This window comes from Falcatimonas sp. MSJ-15, from assembly GCF_018918265.1.
GTDB lineage: Bacteria > Bacillota > Clostridia > Lachnospirales > Lachnospiraceae > Falcatimonas.
Window position 1 is genome coordinate 1 of sequence record NZ_JAHLQC010000018.1, and the last position, 17,998, is coordinate 17,998.

The following is a 17,998-nucleotide window of genomic DNA, read 5'->3' on the forward strand; positions in this document are numbered from 1 at the left end:
TCCTTCAGATTCTACCTTGCGATAGACACCCTTGCTGTTCGGCTGTACACTTCCCACTATCTGGGCATGTTTGGGACTTGCACCCGTTAGAGCGCGCCCATGGCGCGCAAACACAAAAAGGGAAGAGCCATTAACTACTCTTCCCTTTAACCTGTATAAACACTTAAGTGTTTATCAAAATTGCTCATTTTTATATTATTCATTTATCAAGTCTATATCTATAACTTAAGAGTAAAAAATAAAGAGTATCAATTACTCTGTATAAACATTATTTTACCAATTAAGCATATACCTTATTTTTCTATATGTTGTATCCTTTTCCTCTTAAAATTTCTCTAGCCTCTTCATCACTATATCCGTCCATTATTAATTGGTCATATACTTGTTTTACAGTTACACTATCACCAACATCGTGTCTTGCTTGGTCTCCCTCGTGAACCACATAAGCACCACCGGACTCGTCCCTTCCACCTGTTGTTTTATCTATAGTTTCAATCTTAGTATTCCAATCACTATTATCAGCAACATCTACTGTATCTCCACTATCATTATCAACAACAGTATCATCTGCACCATTGTTACTATCATCTGCTACATTCTCCGGTGCATTACTATTATCCACAACAGTATTATTACTAGTATCTACATTTTGATTGCCTTGCTCACTCTCTGCTGTATTACTTGCTACATTTGTTGTATCTACTGTTTCTCCAGCTGTGCTACTCTCTACTGGCTCACTGCTGTTCTCTAGGGTATTGGCTGTGGTTAATTCTTCACTGCTTTGACTTTCTAGGTCTGCAGATGAAGTCGGATATTGATGACTATCAATGTCCGACTCCTTCTGCAGAGCGTCAGAAGTAATTTCCGTATCATTAGCAGCAACATCATTGTGCTTTGAACTACTGCCGACAGCGGGAATAGCTATCAGTAAAGCTATTATAGCTGCGATGCCTATACCTCCGAGTATCTTATTACGTGTCTTTACGTCTTTGATCATTAAGATCAGCTCCTCTCTTGTCTTTTAATTGATATTGCAGACTTATTGAATCTCTGTAACATTAACATCCCCTATCGTATACTCGCCATATATACTATCGTTATCTTTGGATTGAATTTTCTTTGCTAAGAAAAGACTATATCTGTATTTTCTTGTAATATTTCCTTGCAATCCAAGCACGAAGGATATATATAACCTTTCGTTTTTGTGCCAATCTTCAAGCTATGCTAATATTCTATTCTGTAATTCAGTATTCTGTAATTCAGTACTCCTTAATATACTATTCTTTAATTTCTCCTTCTCAAATATACTCATATCATCTACAGTAAGTATTAAGTGAATATAATCTTCAGCTTCAGAAAGTATATTAAGAATGTTTTCAATTTTTTGATTATGAACAGCTACTGATTTCCAATCACCCATTTTGTTGTCATAAGAAATATCATGTATTGTAGATACATACATAATGTTCACATCTTCAATAGCAACTTTTGTAATAATACTGTTTCCGATATTTTTGATAAGGAATCGAAGTTCGAATATATCAGTTAATTGGTTTGGGTCATATAAATTTCTGTCTTTATCTGAATTTTGGGTTTCTGATTCTTCCGATTCTTCCGGTTTTTCTGATTCTCCTAATTCTTCCGATTCTTCTGTTCTTTTTAATCTGTCAAAATCAAAGCAGTTGACGTAGTATGTAGATATAGGCTGATAAAAGCTAACTCTTGCACCATATATTTTGTCAAAATCAATGCATGGAACATTGCTCCTATAAGGCAGCTGTGCTCTAAGTTTTCTTATTTCTTCATGAAACATTTTTTTGTATCCATATTATTTGTATTCTGAATCTTATCATCTAGTTCTCTGATTTTCTGAAGAATTCTCTTATCACCAACAGAGAGAGACTCTTCATATCTTCTAAGATACTGTGGCATATATAGACGGAACCTTTCCCAGAGTTCATCCTTAATCTCATCACTTGTATCATCTTTAATATAGTTGTCATAAGAATCATCAAATATTTTCTTTAACTCATCTTCAGTATACATAACATTCTGGTTAAGATCCTGTTGCAAAGCATCTGATATCAGTCGCATATTTGCTTCTATGATATCACTCTTATCATCAGAACTGCTCTCACAGGCTTTTTTTAAAGCGTTTTCAGAAAGTATATCATTGCCTATTTCTTTAATAATGCCAAGGAATTTGCTCGTAATAAATTCTATTGTAGTGTCTTTAATATTATCTAGCATTAAAATATATTTCTCCTTTGTTCTACGTTAGGTTTTATCCTTAAATTATCAGTTACATTATCTTAATAGTTCAGATAAACAGCTACAGGTATATAATATATATTAGAAAAACACTGTTTGAGTCTTATACTCTTTATCAATCTAATACTTGTATTCATCAAATCATTTTATAATCATACATAATCTTATATTATGCATATATACATAAATAGAACATAGTGCAATACATCCATACCTTGTGAGCATCATTAATGCAGTATGTTCAAAACAACTTTAAGAACTTACACGTTCGAGGAATTATCAGTCAGTGCAAACAAATTTGCACTGATCTGAATAATGACGAAGTAAGTTTAAGTTCTTAATGTTGATTTTGTATATACTGCATTAATGATGCTCACAACTATGTAAATACTAATCTAAGAAGCCAAAATCAATACAGATGCCCAAAACAGATATAAGTAAGTATATATGTAAATACCAACACATACATTAATACAGTTGGCATATATAATTACTACGGTTACAATGTATAATAAGCATAATCAAAATATGAACAATAATCAGAATCCAAGTATTAGCAATATGAAATTATCAATGTGCAGGTATAGACAAAAGAATATCTTAGAATGTATATAATTCATCTCTTATTACCTACCACATACAGTTAAAAACTTAAAAGCTATTGGTTTGACTTATTTTTTCATTTTTAATTTCTAACTGATAATAAATAAGAACAGATAAATTAATCTCACATTTATATTCTTTTCATATAATAATAGTATACAACACATACGCTTTGCATCAACCTATATATATATAGTGACAACTTTTTTCATATTCTATAAGGCATAACATAATATCAATTTCCACTTTAATATTCAATTTCATTGGATTCTTATATAATGAACGTTTAAGAATTTCTTAATCATAATAAATGCAACAGGTTCAGTCTTTTTTACGAAATAAGAACCATTAAGGCATTTAACAACTTAATCTTTTCATATTTTACCAGAGCATTTTTTTATCAAGATTCTTTTCTATCAAGATTTATCTGCACAGATAATAGTTACACAGATAATAGCTACACAGATAATTATAACAGTTAGACATATAACTATTTAATGATTTTTATCAATCTAATTCTAATAATACAATAGTTTTAATAAGTACCATAATATAATAATTCTAATAAGTACTATAATACAGTAATCTAATAAGTATCATAATACAGTAATCTAATAAGTATCATAATATAATAATTCTAATAAACACAATAATACAATAATCCCAATAAGAACAATAGTACAATATTGCAAGTGAATCCACAACTTGATTGTGGATTCACTTGTACGGCAGCGAGGGCTTTGCCCTCGCTGCCGTGAATTTTTTTTACACTTTTTCAATATATTTTATAATTATTTTATAGTTTATCCTATATTTTATGATAGATTATATCCTAAGAATATAATCTATATTTCTTGTACAGACAATTATTGCAGGTTTCAACCTCACTTATATCTTATGTATAAATATTCCACTTCTAAGTTTTGGTTCAAACCATGTAGACTTTGGTGGCATTAACATCTTTGCATCTGATACTGCGAATAATTCGCTTATTGATGTAGGATACATAGAGAATGCTACTTTTGCAATTTGCTCATCAACAAGTCGCTCTAGTTCAGCTATTCCACGGATTCCACCTATAAAATCAATCCTCTTATCTGTTCTTGGATCTTCAATTCCTAATAAGGGTTCAAAAAGAAGATTCTGTAATACTGATACATCAAGGTTCTTAACCGGATCTACTGTATTAACTTTTTCTTTTGGTCTTATCTCATACCACTGTCCGCTAAGATACATCCCATAAGTCTGCTTTTCTCTTGGTTCTACTCCACTGTCTTTTGCTACAACTTCAAAAGTATCTTTTAACTTTGCTAAGAACTCTTCTTCTGACATTCCATTAAGTTCATACAAGACTCTGTTATATGGCATTATCATAAGCTCTTCATCAGGAAATAATACTGATAAAAAGTAATTGAACTCTTCTTCTCCATTATACCATACGCTTTCATTGCGTCTTTTAAGACCAACTTTTACTGCTGATGCTGCTCTGTGATGTCCATCAGCAATATATATGTCATTAATATCTTCAAATGCTTTTTTTATCTCTTCGATATCTACTGCATCATCAATCTTAAATACTCTGTGGCGTATTCCATCTTCTGATGTAAAATCAAACATTGCATTCTTAGATTTAGCTTTGTTAATTATTGCACTCACTATATTATTTTTTCTATATGCAAGAAAAATAGGTCCTGTCTGTGCCCCTACTGTATCCACATGTCTTATTCGGTCAATCTCTTTTTCTTCTCTTGTATTCTCATGCTTCTTAATTACATTATTAACATAATCATCAATTGAAGCACACGCAACAAGACCTGTCTGAGTTCTGCCATTCATCGTAAGCTCATATACATAGAATGCATCTTCTCTCTCTTCGACAAATGTTCCATTATCAATCCATTCATTAAGCATATCTGCTGCTTTCTGATAGACATCATCTGCATACATATCATGTTCTGTTTCAAACTGTGTCTCTGGTCTGTCTATATTAATAAATGACAATGGATTCTTCTTAGCAACAGCAAGTGCTTCTTCTCTATTGTATACATCATATGGTAAAGCTGCCACTTTCTCAATCTTATCCTCTGCCGGATGAACGCATTTAAAAGTCTTTATAACTGCCATAAGATCCCCCTGTTTCATTATTCTTCATCTACTGGCTACCCCACAAGCAAGCTTATGGGGTTTCGCCACGAATCTATAACTTCTCGCTTGTTTAATAATTCCTACTTTAATTGCACCGTCAATCTTATTTAATAATTCTTACTTTAATTACACCATCAATCTTATTTAATAATTCTTACTTTAATTACACCGTCAATCTCTTTTAATTTATTATATAATTCGTCTGTTGCAGGTGCTTCAACGTCAATTAAGCTATATGCATAATCGCCTTTACTCTTATTAACCATATCAGAGATATTAAGTCCACATGCTGATATTACGCTTGTTATCTGTCCAATCATATTAGGAATATTCTTGTGATTAATTGCTACACGTCCGGCTTTTTGACATACACCAAGTGAACATGCAGGATAGTTCACTGAGTTAGTAATATTACCATTCTCAATATAATCCATAAGCTGTTTTACTGCCATTATTGCACAATTATCTTCTGATTCTGCTGTTGATGCTCCAAGATGAGGTGTTGCTATTACATTTGGCATATTAACTGACTTTGGATTAGGGAAATCAGTTACATATCTCTTAACTTTACCACTCTCAAGTGCTTCTTTCATATCATCATCATTAACAAGAAGATCTCTTGCGAAGTTAAGAACTACAACACCGTCTTTCATCTTAGCAATAGTTTCTTTATTAATTGTATATTTTGTACTGTCTAAAAGTGGTACATGGATTGTTATATAATCACACTGTGTGAATATATCATCAATAGACTGAATGTGTTTTACATTAGTTGAGAGATTCCATGCTGCATTAACAGATATATATGGATCATATCCTAATACTTCCATTCCTAATTTTTCTGCTGCATTGGCAACCTTTACACCGATAGCTCCAAGTCCGATTACACCAAGTTTTTTACCAAGAATCTCTGTTCCTGCGAACTTTGACTTATTCTTCTCTACAAGTTTTGCTACGTTTTCATCATCTTTTACTGTCTGAACCCAGTTAATTCCACCTACTATATCTCTGGCTGCATATAAAAGACCTGCAATTACAAGTTCTTTTACTCCATTAGCATTAGCACCTGGTGTATTGAATACAACAATACCTTTTTTAGCACATTCATCAAGTGGGATATTATTGACACCTGCACCTGCTCTTGCTATTGCTTCAACTGTATCTGGTAATTCAAGGTCATGCATAGCTGCACTTCTTACTAAGATCGCATCAGAATCTGCATAATTCTCTACTATCTCATAATTCTCTGTGAATAAATCTGTTCCTACATTTGATATAGGATTAAGGCAATTAATCTTAAACATCTTACTATTCCTTTCATATATAATATTGTATTAAGTAATTGCAAAACTCTTTAAGATAAAGAGTTTTGCAATTAACTGATGATAATTTGTCTACTAATAATAATTAGTATACCGGTAATAATTGGTATACCGATAATAATTGATATACTAGTAATAATTGTATACTGATAATAATTGATATACTAGTAATAATTGTATACTAATAATAATTTGTCTACTGATAACTATTTTAGATTTTCAGCTTCGAATTTCTTCATGAATTCAACAAGTTTTACTACACCTTCTGTTGGCATTGCATTGTAGATGCTGGCTCTCATACCGCCAACAGTTCTGTGACCTTTAAGATTTTCAAAACCTGCTTCTTTTGCTTCTTTTACGAATTTGGCATCAAGGTCTGCATCTCCTGTTACGAATGGAACATTCATAAGTGAACGGTCTTTTTTCTCAACAGTTCCTTTGAATAATTTACTCTGATCAAGGAAATCATATAGAATAGCTGCTTTTTCTTCATTATGTTTCTTCATAGCTTCAAGTCCACCCATCTTCTTAAGCCATTTGAACACTTTACCACAGATATAGATACCATAAGCTGGTGGTGTATTGTATAATGACTTATTGTCTGCATGAATCTTATACTGCATCATTGTTGGAACATAATCTTCTGTCTTCTCAGGGATTAAGTCTTCTCTGATAATAACAATTACTACACCTGCAGGTCCTATATTCTTCTGAACACCACCATAGATTATACCATATTTAGTTACATCTACTGGTTCTGATAAGAAGCATGATGATACATCTGCTACAAGTGTCTTTCCTTTTGTATTAGGAAGTTCTTTGTACTTAGTTCCGTAGATTGTATTATTCTCACAGATGTATACATAGTCTGCATCTTCATCAATATCAAGATCACTGCAATCAGGTATGTATGAGAATGTCTTATCTTCTGATGAAGCTATAGCTCTTACATCGCCATATTTCTGAGCTTCTTTGTATGCTTTCTTCGCCCACTGACCTGTTATGATATAATCAGCTTTTTTATTCTTCATAAGATTCATAGGAATCATTGCGAACTGTAATGAAGCTCCACCCTGTAAAAATAATACTTTGTAATTGTCAGGAATGTTCATTAATTCTCTAAGATCTGCTTCTGCCTGTGTAATGATCTCTTCGTATGCTTTAGAACGGTGACTCATCTCCATTACAGACATTCCTGTTCCATTGTAATCAAGCATCTCATCTGCTGCCTCTCTTAATACATCTTCCGGTAATACTGCCGGACCTGCTGAAAAGTTATATACTCTCTTCATGATAATCCTCCCTTTCATTTCTTATCAAAATTTTCTTATTAAAATTATGTTATCATTTTTCTCAACAAGATATGTCTATTTTATGACAATCTTTGCCAAAAGTCAATACGTTACAACTTTAAAGTAAATTATTTTTTGATTTTTATTTAATTTTATTAATCTTATTGACTAATATGATTAAATATCATATTCAAATGCTTATATTATGTTAACATTATTATCTGCCTATATTATACCTGTATTATCATCTCTTATATTATGCCAGCATTGTTGCTTAATGATATTATGACATTGTTACCTGAAGTCAGACTCTATAAGTAACCTACAATATATATCACTTAACATTCTAATCCAGATATTATAGTGCAGATTGCATCAATTAAAAGTGCTACAGTTTCACTTTTTTAACTTTAAGCAGTGCATATTTTATAAAAATGCCACACCCAAAAGTGCGGCATCTTTATATAAACTATCTGTTTATTCTATTTATCTTATCTATTCTGCTCTTCTAGATCTTTTTCTTCAAAAGCTTCTGAAATAGGAGCACCCGGTGCTACCATTGGGAATACTTTATCATCTTCACCAATATAGCAATCAATAAGTACAGGTATATTAAGGCTTATTGCCTCTTTTAATACAGGCTCTAATTCTTCTTTTTTAGTTACTCTATATGCTTTTGCACCCATAGCTTCAGCTACTTTGACAAAATCAACTGCATCATTTAATACAGTCTGTGAGTATCTCTCTCCATAGAATAGAGTCTGCCACTGTCTTACCATACCAAGAACATGATTATTAACAACAATCTCTATAATAGGAATGTTATGTCTTGTCGCTGTTGCTATCTCGTTCATATTCATTCTAAAGCAGCCATCTCCTGCAATGTTGACTACTACTTTGTCTTTTCTTCCCATCTTAGCACCAATTGCTGCACCAAGACCATATCCCATTGTTCCAAGTCCACCTGATGTCAGAAGTGTTCTTGGCTCTTTGTATTTGTAATACTGGGCTGCCCACATCTGATGCTGTCCAACTTCAGTTGATATGATTGCATCACCATTAGTAACTTCATATACTTTTTCAATTATATATGGTCCTGTAAGCTTGTCTTCATTATATGTAAGAGGATATTTCGCTTTTAACTCTTTTATATGATTAACCCACTCTGTTCTGTCAACAGCTTCTACTCGCTCATTAATTCTCTTTAATACTTCTCTTACATCACCTGTTACACTTGCATCTATAACAACATTCTTGTTGAATTCTGCCGGATCTACGTCAATCTGAAGTATCTTCGCATTCTTTGCGAACTTACTTGTATTGCCAGTTACACGATCACTGAATCTTGCACCTGCGACTATCAGAAGATCACATTCTGTAACACCGAAGTTAGAGGCTTTGGTTCCATGCATTCCAAGCATTCCTGTATATAGGTCATCTTCTCCGCTAAAACCGCCTTTTCCCATAAGTGAATCTGTTACAGGTGAATTCATCTTATGTGCAAGTTCTCTAAGTTCTTCTGATGCACCTGATGATATTACTCCACCGCCTGCGAATATGAATGGTTTCTTAGAAGCATTAATCATCTCTACAGCTCTATCTATATCTGCATCTGTGATTGTCTCTGTTACCGGTTTTATTTCTTCTTTTTCTAATCTTTCATATTCTGTGACATTCGCTGTAACATCTTTTGTTATATCAATAAGTACAGGGCCAGGTCTTCCACTTGCTGCTATTTTGAATGCTTTTCGTATTGTATCAGCAAGTTTTGTTACATCTTTAACAATGTAATTATGCTTTGTAATAGGCATAGTTACACCTGTTATATCTATCTCCTGAAAACTATCTTTGCCAAGAAGTGGAACTGTAACGTTACATGTGATAGCAACGACTGGAATAGAATCCATATAAGCTGTTGCTATACCTGTTACAAGGTTAGTTGCTCCCGGACCACTTGTTGCGAAGCATACACCTACTTTGCCTGTAGCTCTTGCGTATCCGTCAGCAGCATGTGAAGCTCCCTGTTCGTGTGATGTAAGTATATGTGTTATCTCATCACTATGTTTATAAAGTGCATCATATACGTTAAGTATTGCACCGCCAGGATATCCGAATACTGTATCGACACCCTGTTCTTTTAGACATTCTATGATTATCTCTGAACCATTAAGTTGCATTTTTTCACCCCTATATCTTATTTGGCTGGTACTTCAAGTACTGCTCCTCTGTTACCTGATGTAACAAGCTCTCTATAACGTTTTAAATATCCTGTAAGATTACCTGGATCTTTTGGTACCCAGTTTGCTCTTCTTCTTGCAAGTTCTTCATCAGAAACATCAAGTTCAAGTTTATTCTCTGGTATATTAATCTTAATAATATCGCCTTCTTCAACAAGTGCAATCGGTCCACCTACTGCTGCTTCCGGTGATACATGTCCAATTGATGCTCCTCTTGATGCTCCTGAGAAACGTCCATCTGTAATAAGTGCTACGCTTGAGCCAAGTCCCATTCCTGCTATTGCAGATGTTGGATTAAGCATCTCTCTCATACCAGGACCACCTTTTGGACCTTCATATCTAATTACTACAACATCGCCTGCTACTATCTTACCGCCTTTGATTGCTGCAATAGCATCTTCTTCACAGTCAAATACTCTTGCAGGACCTTCATGTACCATCATCTCAGGTACTACTGCAGAACGTTTTACTACACCTGAATCTGGTGCAAGATTACCTTTTAATACTGCGATTCCACCTGTCTCACTGAATGGATTGTCAATAGGTCTTATAACTTCTGTATTGAGATTAACTGCATCTGCTATATTCTCTCCTACTGTCTTACCTGTAGCTGTTATAAGATCTGTATTAAGAAGATTCTTCTTAGTAAGTTCTTTCATTACAGCATATATACCACCTGCTTCATTAAGCTGTTCCATATATGTATGACCTGCAGGAGCAAGATGACACAGATTAGGTGTCTTAGCACTTATCTCGTTAGCTATATCAAGGTTAAGATCAATTCCAACTTCATGTGCTATCGCTGGAAGATGAAGCATTGTATTAGTACTGCATCCAAGTGCCATATCAACAGTAAGTGCATTTAAGAATGCTTCTTTTGTCATAATATCTCTTGGACGAATATTCTTCTCAAGTAATTCCATAACTTTCATACCTGCATGTTTGGCAAGTCTGATTCTCTCTGAATATACAGCAGGTATTGTTCCGTTGCCTTTAAGTCCCATACCTATTGCTTCTGTAAGACAGTTCATACTATTAGCTGTATACATTCCTGAACATGAACCACATGTTGGGCATACTTTTTCTTCCCATTCAGTTAATTCTTCAAGTGTCATCTTGCCTGCTGAATGAGCACCAACTGCCTCGAACATGCTTGAAAGACTTGTTCTATTACCATGAACATGACCTGCAAGCATAGGACCACCACTTACAAATACTGTTGGTACATTAACTCTTGCTGCTGCCATCAAAAGTCCAGGTACATTCTTATCACAGTTTGGTACCATAACAAGTGCATCAAACTGATGTGCAAGTGCCATAGCTTCTGTTGAGTCTGCAATAAGATCTCTTGTTACAAGTGAATATTTCATACCTGTATGTCCCATTGCTATACCATCACATACTGCGATTGCAGGGAATACAATTGGTGTTCCTCCTGCCATTGCTACGCCAAGTTTAACTGCTTCTACTATCTTATCAAGGTTCATATGTCCCGGAACTATCTCGTTATATGAACTTACAATACCAACAAGTGGTCTATCCATCTCTTCTTTTGTAAGTCCCAGTGCATTAAATAATGATCTGTGAGGAGCTTGCTGAGTTCCTTTTTTTACTGCATCACTTTTCATCGTCTTATCTTCCTTTCGATTCTATATTAATAATTATTCTCTTTATCTATATTCTGTCAGCTATTAAGTCTCCCATCTTATCTGTGCCAACTTTTGTCATTCCTTCTGACATAATATCAACTGTTCTATATCCTTCGCTTAAGACCTGTTTTACTGCATTCTCAACTGCATCTGCTTCTGCATCAAGGTCAAAAGAATATCTTAACATCATTGCTGCTGACAGAATAGTTGCTATTGGGTTCGCAATGTTCTGTCCTGCGATATCAGGTGCTGAACCATGACTTGGCTCGTAAAGTCCAAGCTTTGAGCTGCTAAGACTTGCTGATGACAACATTCCTATTGAACCTGTTACCATACTTGCTTCATCTGACAGAATATCGCCAAACATATTCTCTGTAAGAATTACATCAAACTGAGCAGGATCTTTTACAAGCTGCATTGCACAGTTGTCTACAAGCATATTCTCAAGTGTAACATCCGGATAATCTTTTGCTACTTCTGCAACAACTTTTCTCCACAATCTTGATGAATCAAGAACATTAGCTTTATCTACACTTGTTACTTTTTTTCTTCTCTTTCTTGCAATCTCAAATCCTTTTATTGCAATTCTTCTTATCTCTTCTTCATTATATGTAAGAGTATCAACAGCTGTCATAACTCCGTTAACTTCACTTGTATGTCTCTCACCAAAATAAAGACCACCTGTAAGTTCTCTCATTATAACCATATCAAAACCTTCTGCTGCTATCTCAGCTTTTAATGGACAACTGTCCTTTAATTCTTCATATAGATATGCCGGTCTTATATTGGCAAATAATCCAAGTCCTTTTCTTATTGCAAGAAGTCCTGCTTCTGGTCTTAAGTTAGGTGCTACATCGTACCATCTTGAGTTACCTACATTGCCACCTACTGCTCCAAGTAAAACTGAATCACTTTTCTTAGCTTCTAAAAGTGTCTCATCTGTAAGTGGAACTCCGTATGTATCTATTGAGATTCCTCCCATGAGCAGCTCTTTATAGTTGAATGTATGTCCAAACTTTTTACCTACTCTGTCAAGCACTTTCCTTGCTTCTCTGACTATCTCCGGTCCAATACCATCTCCCGGTATAACTGCTATATTGTAATTCATTATGCCACTTCCTTTATATTATCTTTATTTCTTTACCATTTGTCGCTTTAATCTTTATTGCTGTAAGTTATTAAAGCCTATGTTTTATATCATATACTATATTGTTTTATTTTTCAACCATTAATTTTCAATCATGTCAAATGTATATCATATTTCTCTTTTCTTATGTCACTTTACATCGATGAACTCTCATATTCTTCTGCATAAGCTAATACACATAATATCAGATATTTTTTATTGTGATTATTTTCATTTTATTGTGAAATATATTTTCATATAGTTTTTATCCTGATAAAGTTACTATATTCTTAATAAATTCATTCTTTTAATATTTTTCTTCATATCAATTCTTTTTCCTTATTTTTGTAAAAAAACTTTTTGATATACATTTTAGCCAAAATATAGTTTATTGACGGATTTTTCTAATTGGATTTTTTATATTTTTTTCATATTAGGTACTATTTATTAATTTTATTTTTATAAAATATAATTTTTTCTTATATAGTTGTAATTTTTTTTTCATATCTCTGATATCCTAACAACAGTTCAGAATAGAGGTGTACTAAATTATGGACATTGGTAAAAGAATTACTTTTTTGAGAACACAAAAAAATTACACTGTAAACAGATTAGCTAACAAAGCTGGAATATCTCAGAGTTATTTAAGAGAGATTGAATTAGGAAATAAGAATCCTACTGTTGAAATCTTATCATATTTATGTGAGGTTTTAGAAATTTCTCTTAGCGATTTCTTTGATGATAACGCACCTTTAGGTTTTCTTGAAGATCCACTCGTAAAGAGAATCTATGAGCTTTCACCAAAGCAGCGTGCAACTCTTTTAGGCTTTTTAGATGCTCTTCATGAGCCACACTAATTATTAGCTATCAGTTTTATTTAAATGTCGTAAATATGACTAGACGACATTTAACAGTGTAGGGAATTGGCATTCATATTTATATGGATGCCTTTTTTCTATTCCCCCCTCTTAACAAAGAGCAAAAAAAGAAAAGAAAAAGGCTAAGAACTTTTTGTCGTTCTTAGCCTTTCTATTAATTATCGTTATTATTCATTGCTATTAATTATCGCTTTTAGCTTTTTCTACATCAACAATAGCACTCTTTTGCATTGGAATTCTACAATTCTTATTGTTACCAAATTCAACTATAACTGTATCATCTGTTATATCAATTACAACTCCATAAAAACCACTTGTTGTAAGTATGCTGTCGCCTGTTTCTACTGAATTCATTAATTCCTGCTGTTTTTTCTGCTGTTTCTTCTGTGGACGGATAGCCATAAAATACATTAATGCACCGATTAATACGATATAACCAATAATAAAGCCCCATCCCATTGTTCCACCTGAAGCTGAAGCAGCTGTAGTAAGTAAAAAGTTCATCTCATTTCCTCCTGTTAATAAAATTATTTATCATTTTCCTTAAAGCCATCAAGTTTCTGTCTCTTGTATTCACTATATCTGCCTTCTTCTATTGCCTGTCTTATCTCTTCCATCATATGATTATAGAAATACAGGTTATGAAGAACACATAGTCTCATTCCAAGCATCTCTTTTGCTTTAAGTAGATGTCTTATATATGCTCTGCTATATGTCTTACATGCCGGACATCCACAGCCTTCTTCAATAGGTGTGTCATCCAGTTCATATTTTGCATTAAATAGATTAAGTTTTCCTTTGTTAGTATATACATGTCCATGTCTGCCATTTCTCGATGGATATACACAATCAAAGAAATCAACACCTCTTTCAACACTCTCAAGAATATTAGCTGGTGTTCCAACGCCCATAAGATATGTAGGCTTCTCAAGAGGAAGATATGGAACTGTCTCATCAAGAATTCTATACATCTCAGCATGTGATTCGCCTACTGCAAGACCACCTATTGCATAACCGTCAAGGTCTAGTTCTGATATTCTCTTTGCATGTTCAATTCTTATATCTTCAAATGTTCCTCCCTGATTGATTCCGAATAACATCTGATTCTTATTAATTGTATCAGGCAGTGAATTAAGTCTTGCCATCTCTTTTTTGCATCTTTCAAGCCATCTTGTTGTTCTTGCAACAGAATCTTCCATATACTGTCTTGTTGCAGGATGTGGAGGACATTCATCAAATGCCATCGCAATAGTTGATGCAAGATTAGACTGTATCTGCATACTCTGCTCTGGTCCCATAAATATCTTTCTTCCATCAATATGTGAATTGAAATATACACCTTCTTCTTTGATCTTTCTTAAACTTGTAAGAGAGAATACCTGAAATCCACCTGAATCAGTAAGAATAGGTTTATCCCATACCATAAACTTATGAAGACCACCTAATTTTTTAACAACTTCATCTCCTGGTCTTAAGTGAAGATGATATGTATTAGATAGTTCAACCTGTGTTCCTATCTCCTGTAAATCTGTGGTTGATACCGCACCTTTTATCGCTGCTATTGTTCCTACATTCATAAATACCGGTGTCTGTATAACTCCATGAACTGTATGGAACTCTCCTCGCTTAGCACGGCCATCCTGTGCTATTAACTTATACATAGTAACCTCGTTTCGTTCCCGCTCATAATGCACTGTGGCATTATAAGGCTGTTATTATTGATACATATATTTACTATATTTTTACTATCAAATATATGTCTCGTCAATATTACAAGTATAACCAAGAAGCGTACTTTTTTCAATATTTTTTTGATATTTTACACTTTTTTTATAATCACAGCTAATCATAATCTATTGGCAACACTGCACAATTAGTATATCTTATAGAAATCAATTATTCTGTCAAGTCTTGAAGCCATATTCACAAGAAGAAGATCTAGAATTGTAACTGCTGTCATAGCTTCTACTACTACTACTGCTCGTGGTACAATAACTGGATCATGTCTTCCTTTTATAGAGATCTCTATGTCTTCTCCACTTCTATTGACAGTATTTTGTATACTGGCTATTGATGGTGTCGGTTTTATTGCAGCTCGTAAGACAATATCACTTCCATCACTTATTCCTCCAAGTATTCCTCCTGCATTATTAGTCTTCTTTGTAACTTTACCATCTCTCATTACAAAGCTGTCATTGTTATCATAACCTGTCATCTTTGCGGCTTCGAATCCTATACCTATCTCAAAACCTTTTACAGCACCAATAGACATAATCGCTTTAGCAAGACATGCATCAAGCTTATCAAATACCGGTTCTCCTATTCCAGGCTTCATTCCTTTTACTATACACTCAATAATACCACCTGATGAATTCTTCTGTGCTATCAGGCTTTCAAGATATTCTTTTGCTTTTACCTCAGCTTCTTTGTCTGGCATTGATAATGTACTCTTACTTATATATTCTTTATCAAAATTGTCATATTCAATCTCAATATCGCCTATCTGTTTAGTATATGCACATACTTCAATTCCCATCTGCTCTAAAATCTTACATGCTATTGCACCACCGGCAACTCTTCCAATAGTCTCTCTTCCTGATGAACGTCCACCACCTGTATAATCTCTAAAACCATATTTCTGATCGAATGTATAATCTGCATGACCTGGTCTATAATATTCTTTTATCTCACTATAATCTTTAGATCTTTGAGATGTATTATATACGATCATTGATACCGGTGTTCCTGTTGTCTTTCCTTCGAATACTCCTGATAATATCTCAACTGTATCATCTTCTTTTCTTGGTGTTGTATACACTGACTGTCCTGGTTTTCTTCTGTTTAGATATCTCTGTATATCTTCTTCACACAGTTCAAGTCCTGCCGGTACACCATCGACTACTACTCCGACTCCCTTTCCATGAGATTCTCCCCATGTATTAATTCTGAATATGTTTCCAAAGCCTGAACCAGCCATAATTATTTTTTCCTCCAAATCAACTTACTAAAAGTCTACCTGATATCGTACTGTATGTATAGTTTTTCACGAAGTCCGGCATTGACAGCCATATGAACAATATCTTCCGGTCTGCCATCGTCAGTCAATGCAATTATCAGCCTCTCATATCTGCTGTCTGTATCTTTTCTAAAAGCACTCTCATAAGTCTCATACTCTGTTTCCTTTGAATCAGGATTTGTTATGATAACTGTTTTTAAAAATATATACTTTCTATGTCTTCTTTGCACTTAATTACCTCCTTAAGTACACATGACCTGACGCCTTTTGTACTTTTTATTTTATCACACTTTACCGTTTTAAATCAACACAAAAAAATCCCATCTACTTATACATATATATCGGTAGATGGAACTTTTTATCATATAAATTTTATATCTTTTACTTAGACATTACTTCTTTCCAGAGATTATTATATATCTCATCATATTCTTCACCAAGATAATTGAATGTCTCACATCTGTCTAAAACATCTTTATCTGGGAATGCTACCTTGCTATTCTTAATGTCTTCATCTTCAATAAGTTCTCTTGCTGCTTTATTAGGTGTTGAATATGTGATATATTCAAAATTCATTAGTGCTATCTCCGGATCACACATAAAGTTAATAAATGCTTCTGCACCTTCCTTATTAGAACAGTTTTTAGGTATTACCCATCCATCAATCCATACATTTGAACCTTCTTTTGGAACTACATATTCAAGATCTGAATTCTCTCTCTGTGTATATATAGCTTCACCTGAATATATAACGCCTATTGCTGCTTCATTATTAATCATCTTATCTCTTACTTCATCAATTACATAAGCCTGAACAAGTGGCTTTTGTTCTATAAGTTCCTGTTTGGCTGCTTCTAATTCAGCATCATCTTTAGAATTAAGTGAATATCCAAGCTTTTTAAGTGCTACTGCAAATGCATCTCTTACACTCTTTTGCATAAGAATCTCGCCCTTATATTGCTCATCCCATAGTACATCCCAGCTGTCAATTGGTTCTTCTACCATAGTCTTATTATATAATATACCTACTGTTCCCCAACAATATGGAACACAGTATTCATTATCCGGATCAAATTGTTTTGCACTCTCTAAGTAGTCTTTATCTATGTTAGCGATATTAGGAATGTTGTCATAATTAAGTTTCTCAAGCAGTCCTTCTTCTATCATCTTCTGTACCATATAATCTGATGGACATACTACATCATATGCTGCTGCACCTGATGATACTTTTGGATACATATCTTCATTAGTTGTAAATTCTTCATATACAACTTTAATTCCTGTCTCTTCTTCAAACATATCTATAACATCCGGATCAATATATTCACCCCAGTTATATACAACAATCTGACCATTCTCACCAGCAGAACCACTTCCTTTACATCCGCCAAATATTGTAGTTATTGCTAGTGCTGATGCAAGCACCATACCGGTTAATCTTCTTCTCATAATAGTCCTC

The 17,998-nt window shown here is 33.8% G+C and carries 15 protein-coding genes; 1 reads left to right on the forward strand and 14 read right to left on the reverse strand.

Annotated features, from left to right (window positions below; all coding sequences use genetic code 11):
- Positions 1–301: 301 nt before the first annotated feature.
- The 9 genes from KQI85_RS13100 to leuB form a co-directional block, all read right to left on the reverse strand.
- Positions 302–997, reverse strand: coding sequence for a hypothetical protein (locus tag KQI85_RS13100; protein WP_216576525.1), 696 nt, complete (start codon positions 995–997; stop codon positions 302–304).
- A 222-nt stretch (positions 998–1,219) separates the two neighbouring features.
- Positions 1,220–1,813 carry a hypothetical protein gene (locus KQI85_RS13105; protein ID WP_216576526.1) on the reverse strand — a complete coding sequence of 198 codons (594 nt, stop codon included), beginning with the start codon at positions 1,811–1,813 and terminating at the stop codon, positions 1,220–1,222.
- Positions 1,795–2,250, reverse strand: a complete 456-nt coding sequence (locus tag KQI85_RS13110) for a hypothetical protein (protein WP_216576527.1) — start codon at positions 2,248–2,250, stop codon at positions 1,795–1,797. The genes KQI85_RS13105 and KQI85_RS13110 overlap by 19 nt, the downstream gene beginning before the upstream one ends.
- A 1,512-nt stretch (positions 2,251–3,762) precedes the next feature.
- On the reverse strand, positions 3,763–4,998 hold the full coding sequence (locus tag KQI85_RS13115; RefSeq protein ID WP_216576528.1) for a DUF1015 domain-containing protein: 1,236 nt from the start codon (positions 4,996–4,998) through the stop codon (positions 3,763–3,765).
- Between the two features lie 161 nt (positions 4,999–5,159).
- Positions 5,160–6,323: a phosphoglycerate dehydrogenase gene (locus tag KQI85_RS13120; protein WP_216576529.1), complete on the reverse strand. Its 1,164-nt coding sequence runs from the start codon at positions 6,321–6,323 to the stop codon at positions 5,160–5,162.
- 224 nt (positions 6,324–6,547) lie between these two features.
- A complete protein-coding gene (gene serC, locus KQI85_RS13125) occupies positions 6,548–7,633 on the reverse strand; it encodes a 3-phosphoserine/phosphohydroxythreonine transaminase (protein ID WP_216576530.1) in 1,086 nt (361 codons plus the stop codon).
- Between the two features lie 491 nt (positions 7,634–8,124).
- Positions 8,125–9,810 (reverse strand): biosynthetic-type acetolactate synthase large subunit, encoded by a 1,686-nt coding sequence (gene ilvB / locus KQI85_RS13130; protein WP_216576531.1) that lies wholly within the window; start codon positions 9,808–9,810, stop codon positions 8,125–8,127.
- A gap of 17 nt (positions 9,811–9,827) precedes the next feature.
- Entirely contained in the window at positions 9,828–11,498 is a 1,671-nt protein-coding gene (gene ilvD, locus KQI85_RS13135) for a dihydroxy-acid dehydratase (RefSeq protein ID WP_216576532.1), read from the reverse strand.
- Positions 11,499–11,544: 46 nt separating this feature from the next.
- A complete protein-coding gene (leuB, locus tag KQI85_RS13140) occupies positions 11,545–12,627 on the reverse strand; it encodes a 3-isopropylmalate dehydrogenase (RefSeq protein WP_216576533.1) in 1,083 nt (360 codons plus the stop codon).
- Positions 12,628–13,196: 569 nt separating this feature from the next.
- Here leuB and KQI85_RS13145 point away from each other — a divergent pair.
- Positions 13,197–13,502 (forward strand): helix-turn-helix domain-containing protein, encoded by a 306-nt coding sequence (locus KQI85_RS13145; RefSeq protein WP_216576534.1) that lies wholly within the window; start codon positions 13,197–13,199, stop codon positions 13,500–13,502.
- A 201-nt stretch (positions 13,503–13,703) separates the two neighbouring features.
- On the opposite strand, the gene yajC is transcribed toward KQI85_RS13145, so the two are convergent.
- From yajC to KQI85_RS17015, 5 genes are all read right to left on the reverse strand, one after another.
- Positions 13,704–13,982, reverse strand: coding sequence for a preprotein translocase subunit YajC (gene yajC, locus KQI85_RS13150; protein WP_371820651.1), 279 nt, complete (start codon positions 13,980–13,982; stop codon positions 13,704–13,706).
- Between the two features lie 68 nt (positions 13,983–14,050).
- A complete protein-coding gene (gene tgt / locus KQI85_RS13155; protein ID WP_216576536.1) occupies positions 14,051–15,184 on the reverse strand; it encodes a tRNA guanosine(34) transglycosylase Tgt in 1,134 nt (377 codons plus the stop codon).
- 212 nt (positions 15,185–15,396) lie between these two features.
- Positions 15,397–16,500 carry a chorismate synthase gene (gene aroC / locus KQI85_RS13160; protein WP_216576537.1) on the reverse strand — a complete coding sequence of 368 codons (1,104 nt, stop codon included), beginning with the start codon at positions 16,498–16,500 and terminating at the stop codon, positions 15,397–15,399.
- 35 nt (positions 16,501–16,535) lie between these two features.
- Positions 16,536–16,769 carry a hypothetical protein gene (locus KQI85_RS13165; RefSeq protein ID WP_216576538.1) on the reverse strand — a complete coding sequence of 78 codons (234 nt, stop codon included), beginning with the start codon at positions 16,767–16,769 and terminating at the stop codon, positions 16,536–16,538.
- A 151-nt stretch (positions 16,770–16,920) separates the two neighbouring features.
- The gene (locus KQI85_RS17015; protein ID WP_371820644.1) at positions 16,921–17,988 is read right to left on the reverse strand and encodes a PotD/PotF family extracellular solute-binding protein; all 1,068 of its coding nucleotides are present in this window, start codon (positions 17,986–17,988) and stop codon (positions 16,921–16,923) included.
- Between the last annotated feature and the right edge of the window lie 10 nt (positions 17,989–17,998).

What these genes read in the sequence shown, in the direction of transcription:
- KQI85_RS13100 (WP_216576525.1), bottom strand. Translation starts at nt 997, where the DNA reads ATGATCAAAGACGTAAAGACACGTAATAAGATACTCGGAGGTATAGGC.
- KQI85_RS13105 (WP_216576526.1), bottom strand. Translation starts at nt 1,813, where the DNA reads ATGTTTCATGAAGAAATAAGAAAACTTAGAGCACAGCTGCCTTATAGG.
- KQI85_RS13110 (WP_216576527.1), bottom strand. Translation starts at nt 2,250, where the DNA reads ATGCTAGATAATATTAAAGACACTACAATAGAATTTATTACGAGCAAA.
- KQI85_RS13115 (WP_216576528.1), bottom strand. Translation starts at nt 4,998, where the DNA reads ATGGCAGTTATAAAGACTTTTAAATGCGTTCATCCGGCAGAGGATAAG.
- KQI85_RS13120 (WP_216576529.1), bottom strand. Translation starts at nt 6,323, where the DNA reads ATGTTTAAGATTAATTGCCTTAATCCTATATCAAATGTAGGAACAGAT.
- serC (WP_216576530.1), bottom strand. Translation starts at nt 7,633, where the DNA reads ATGAAGAGAGTATATAACTTTTCAGCAGGTCCGGCAGTATTACCGGAA.
- ilvB (WP_216576531.1), bottom strand. Translation starts at nt 9,810, where the DNA reads ATGCAACTTAATGGTTCAGAGATAATCATAGAATGTCTAAAAGAACAG.
- ilvD (WP_216576532.1), bottom strand. Translation starts at nt 11,498, where the DNA reads ATGAAAAGTGATGCAGTAAAAAAAGGAACTCAGCAAGCTCCTCACAGA.
- leuB (WP_216576533.1), bottom strand. Translation starts at nt 12,627, where the DNA reads ATGAATTACAATATAGCAGTTATACCGGGAGATGGTATTGGACCGGAG.
- KQI85_RS13145 (WP_216576534.1), top strand. Translation starts at nt 13,197, where the DNA reads ATGGACATTGGTAAAAGAATTACTTTTTTGAGAACACAAAAAAATTAC.
- yajC (WP_371820651.1), bottom strand. Translation starts at nt 13,982, where the DNA reads ATGGGATGGGGCTTTATTATTGGTTATATCGTATTAATCGGTGCATTA.
- tgt (WP_216576536.1), bottom strand. Translation starts at nt 15,184, where the DNA reads ATGTATAAGTTAATAGCACAGGATGGCCGTGCTAAGCGAGGAGAGTTC.
- aroC (WP_216576537.1), bottom strand. Translation starts at nt 16,500, where the DNA reads ATGGCTGGTTCAGGCTTTGGAAACATATTCAGAATTAATACATGGGGA.
- KQI85_RS17015 (WP_371820644.1), bottom strand. Translation starts at nt 17,988, where the DNA reads ATGAGAAGAAGATTAACCGGTATGGTGCTTGCATCAGCACTAGCAATA.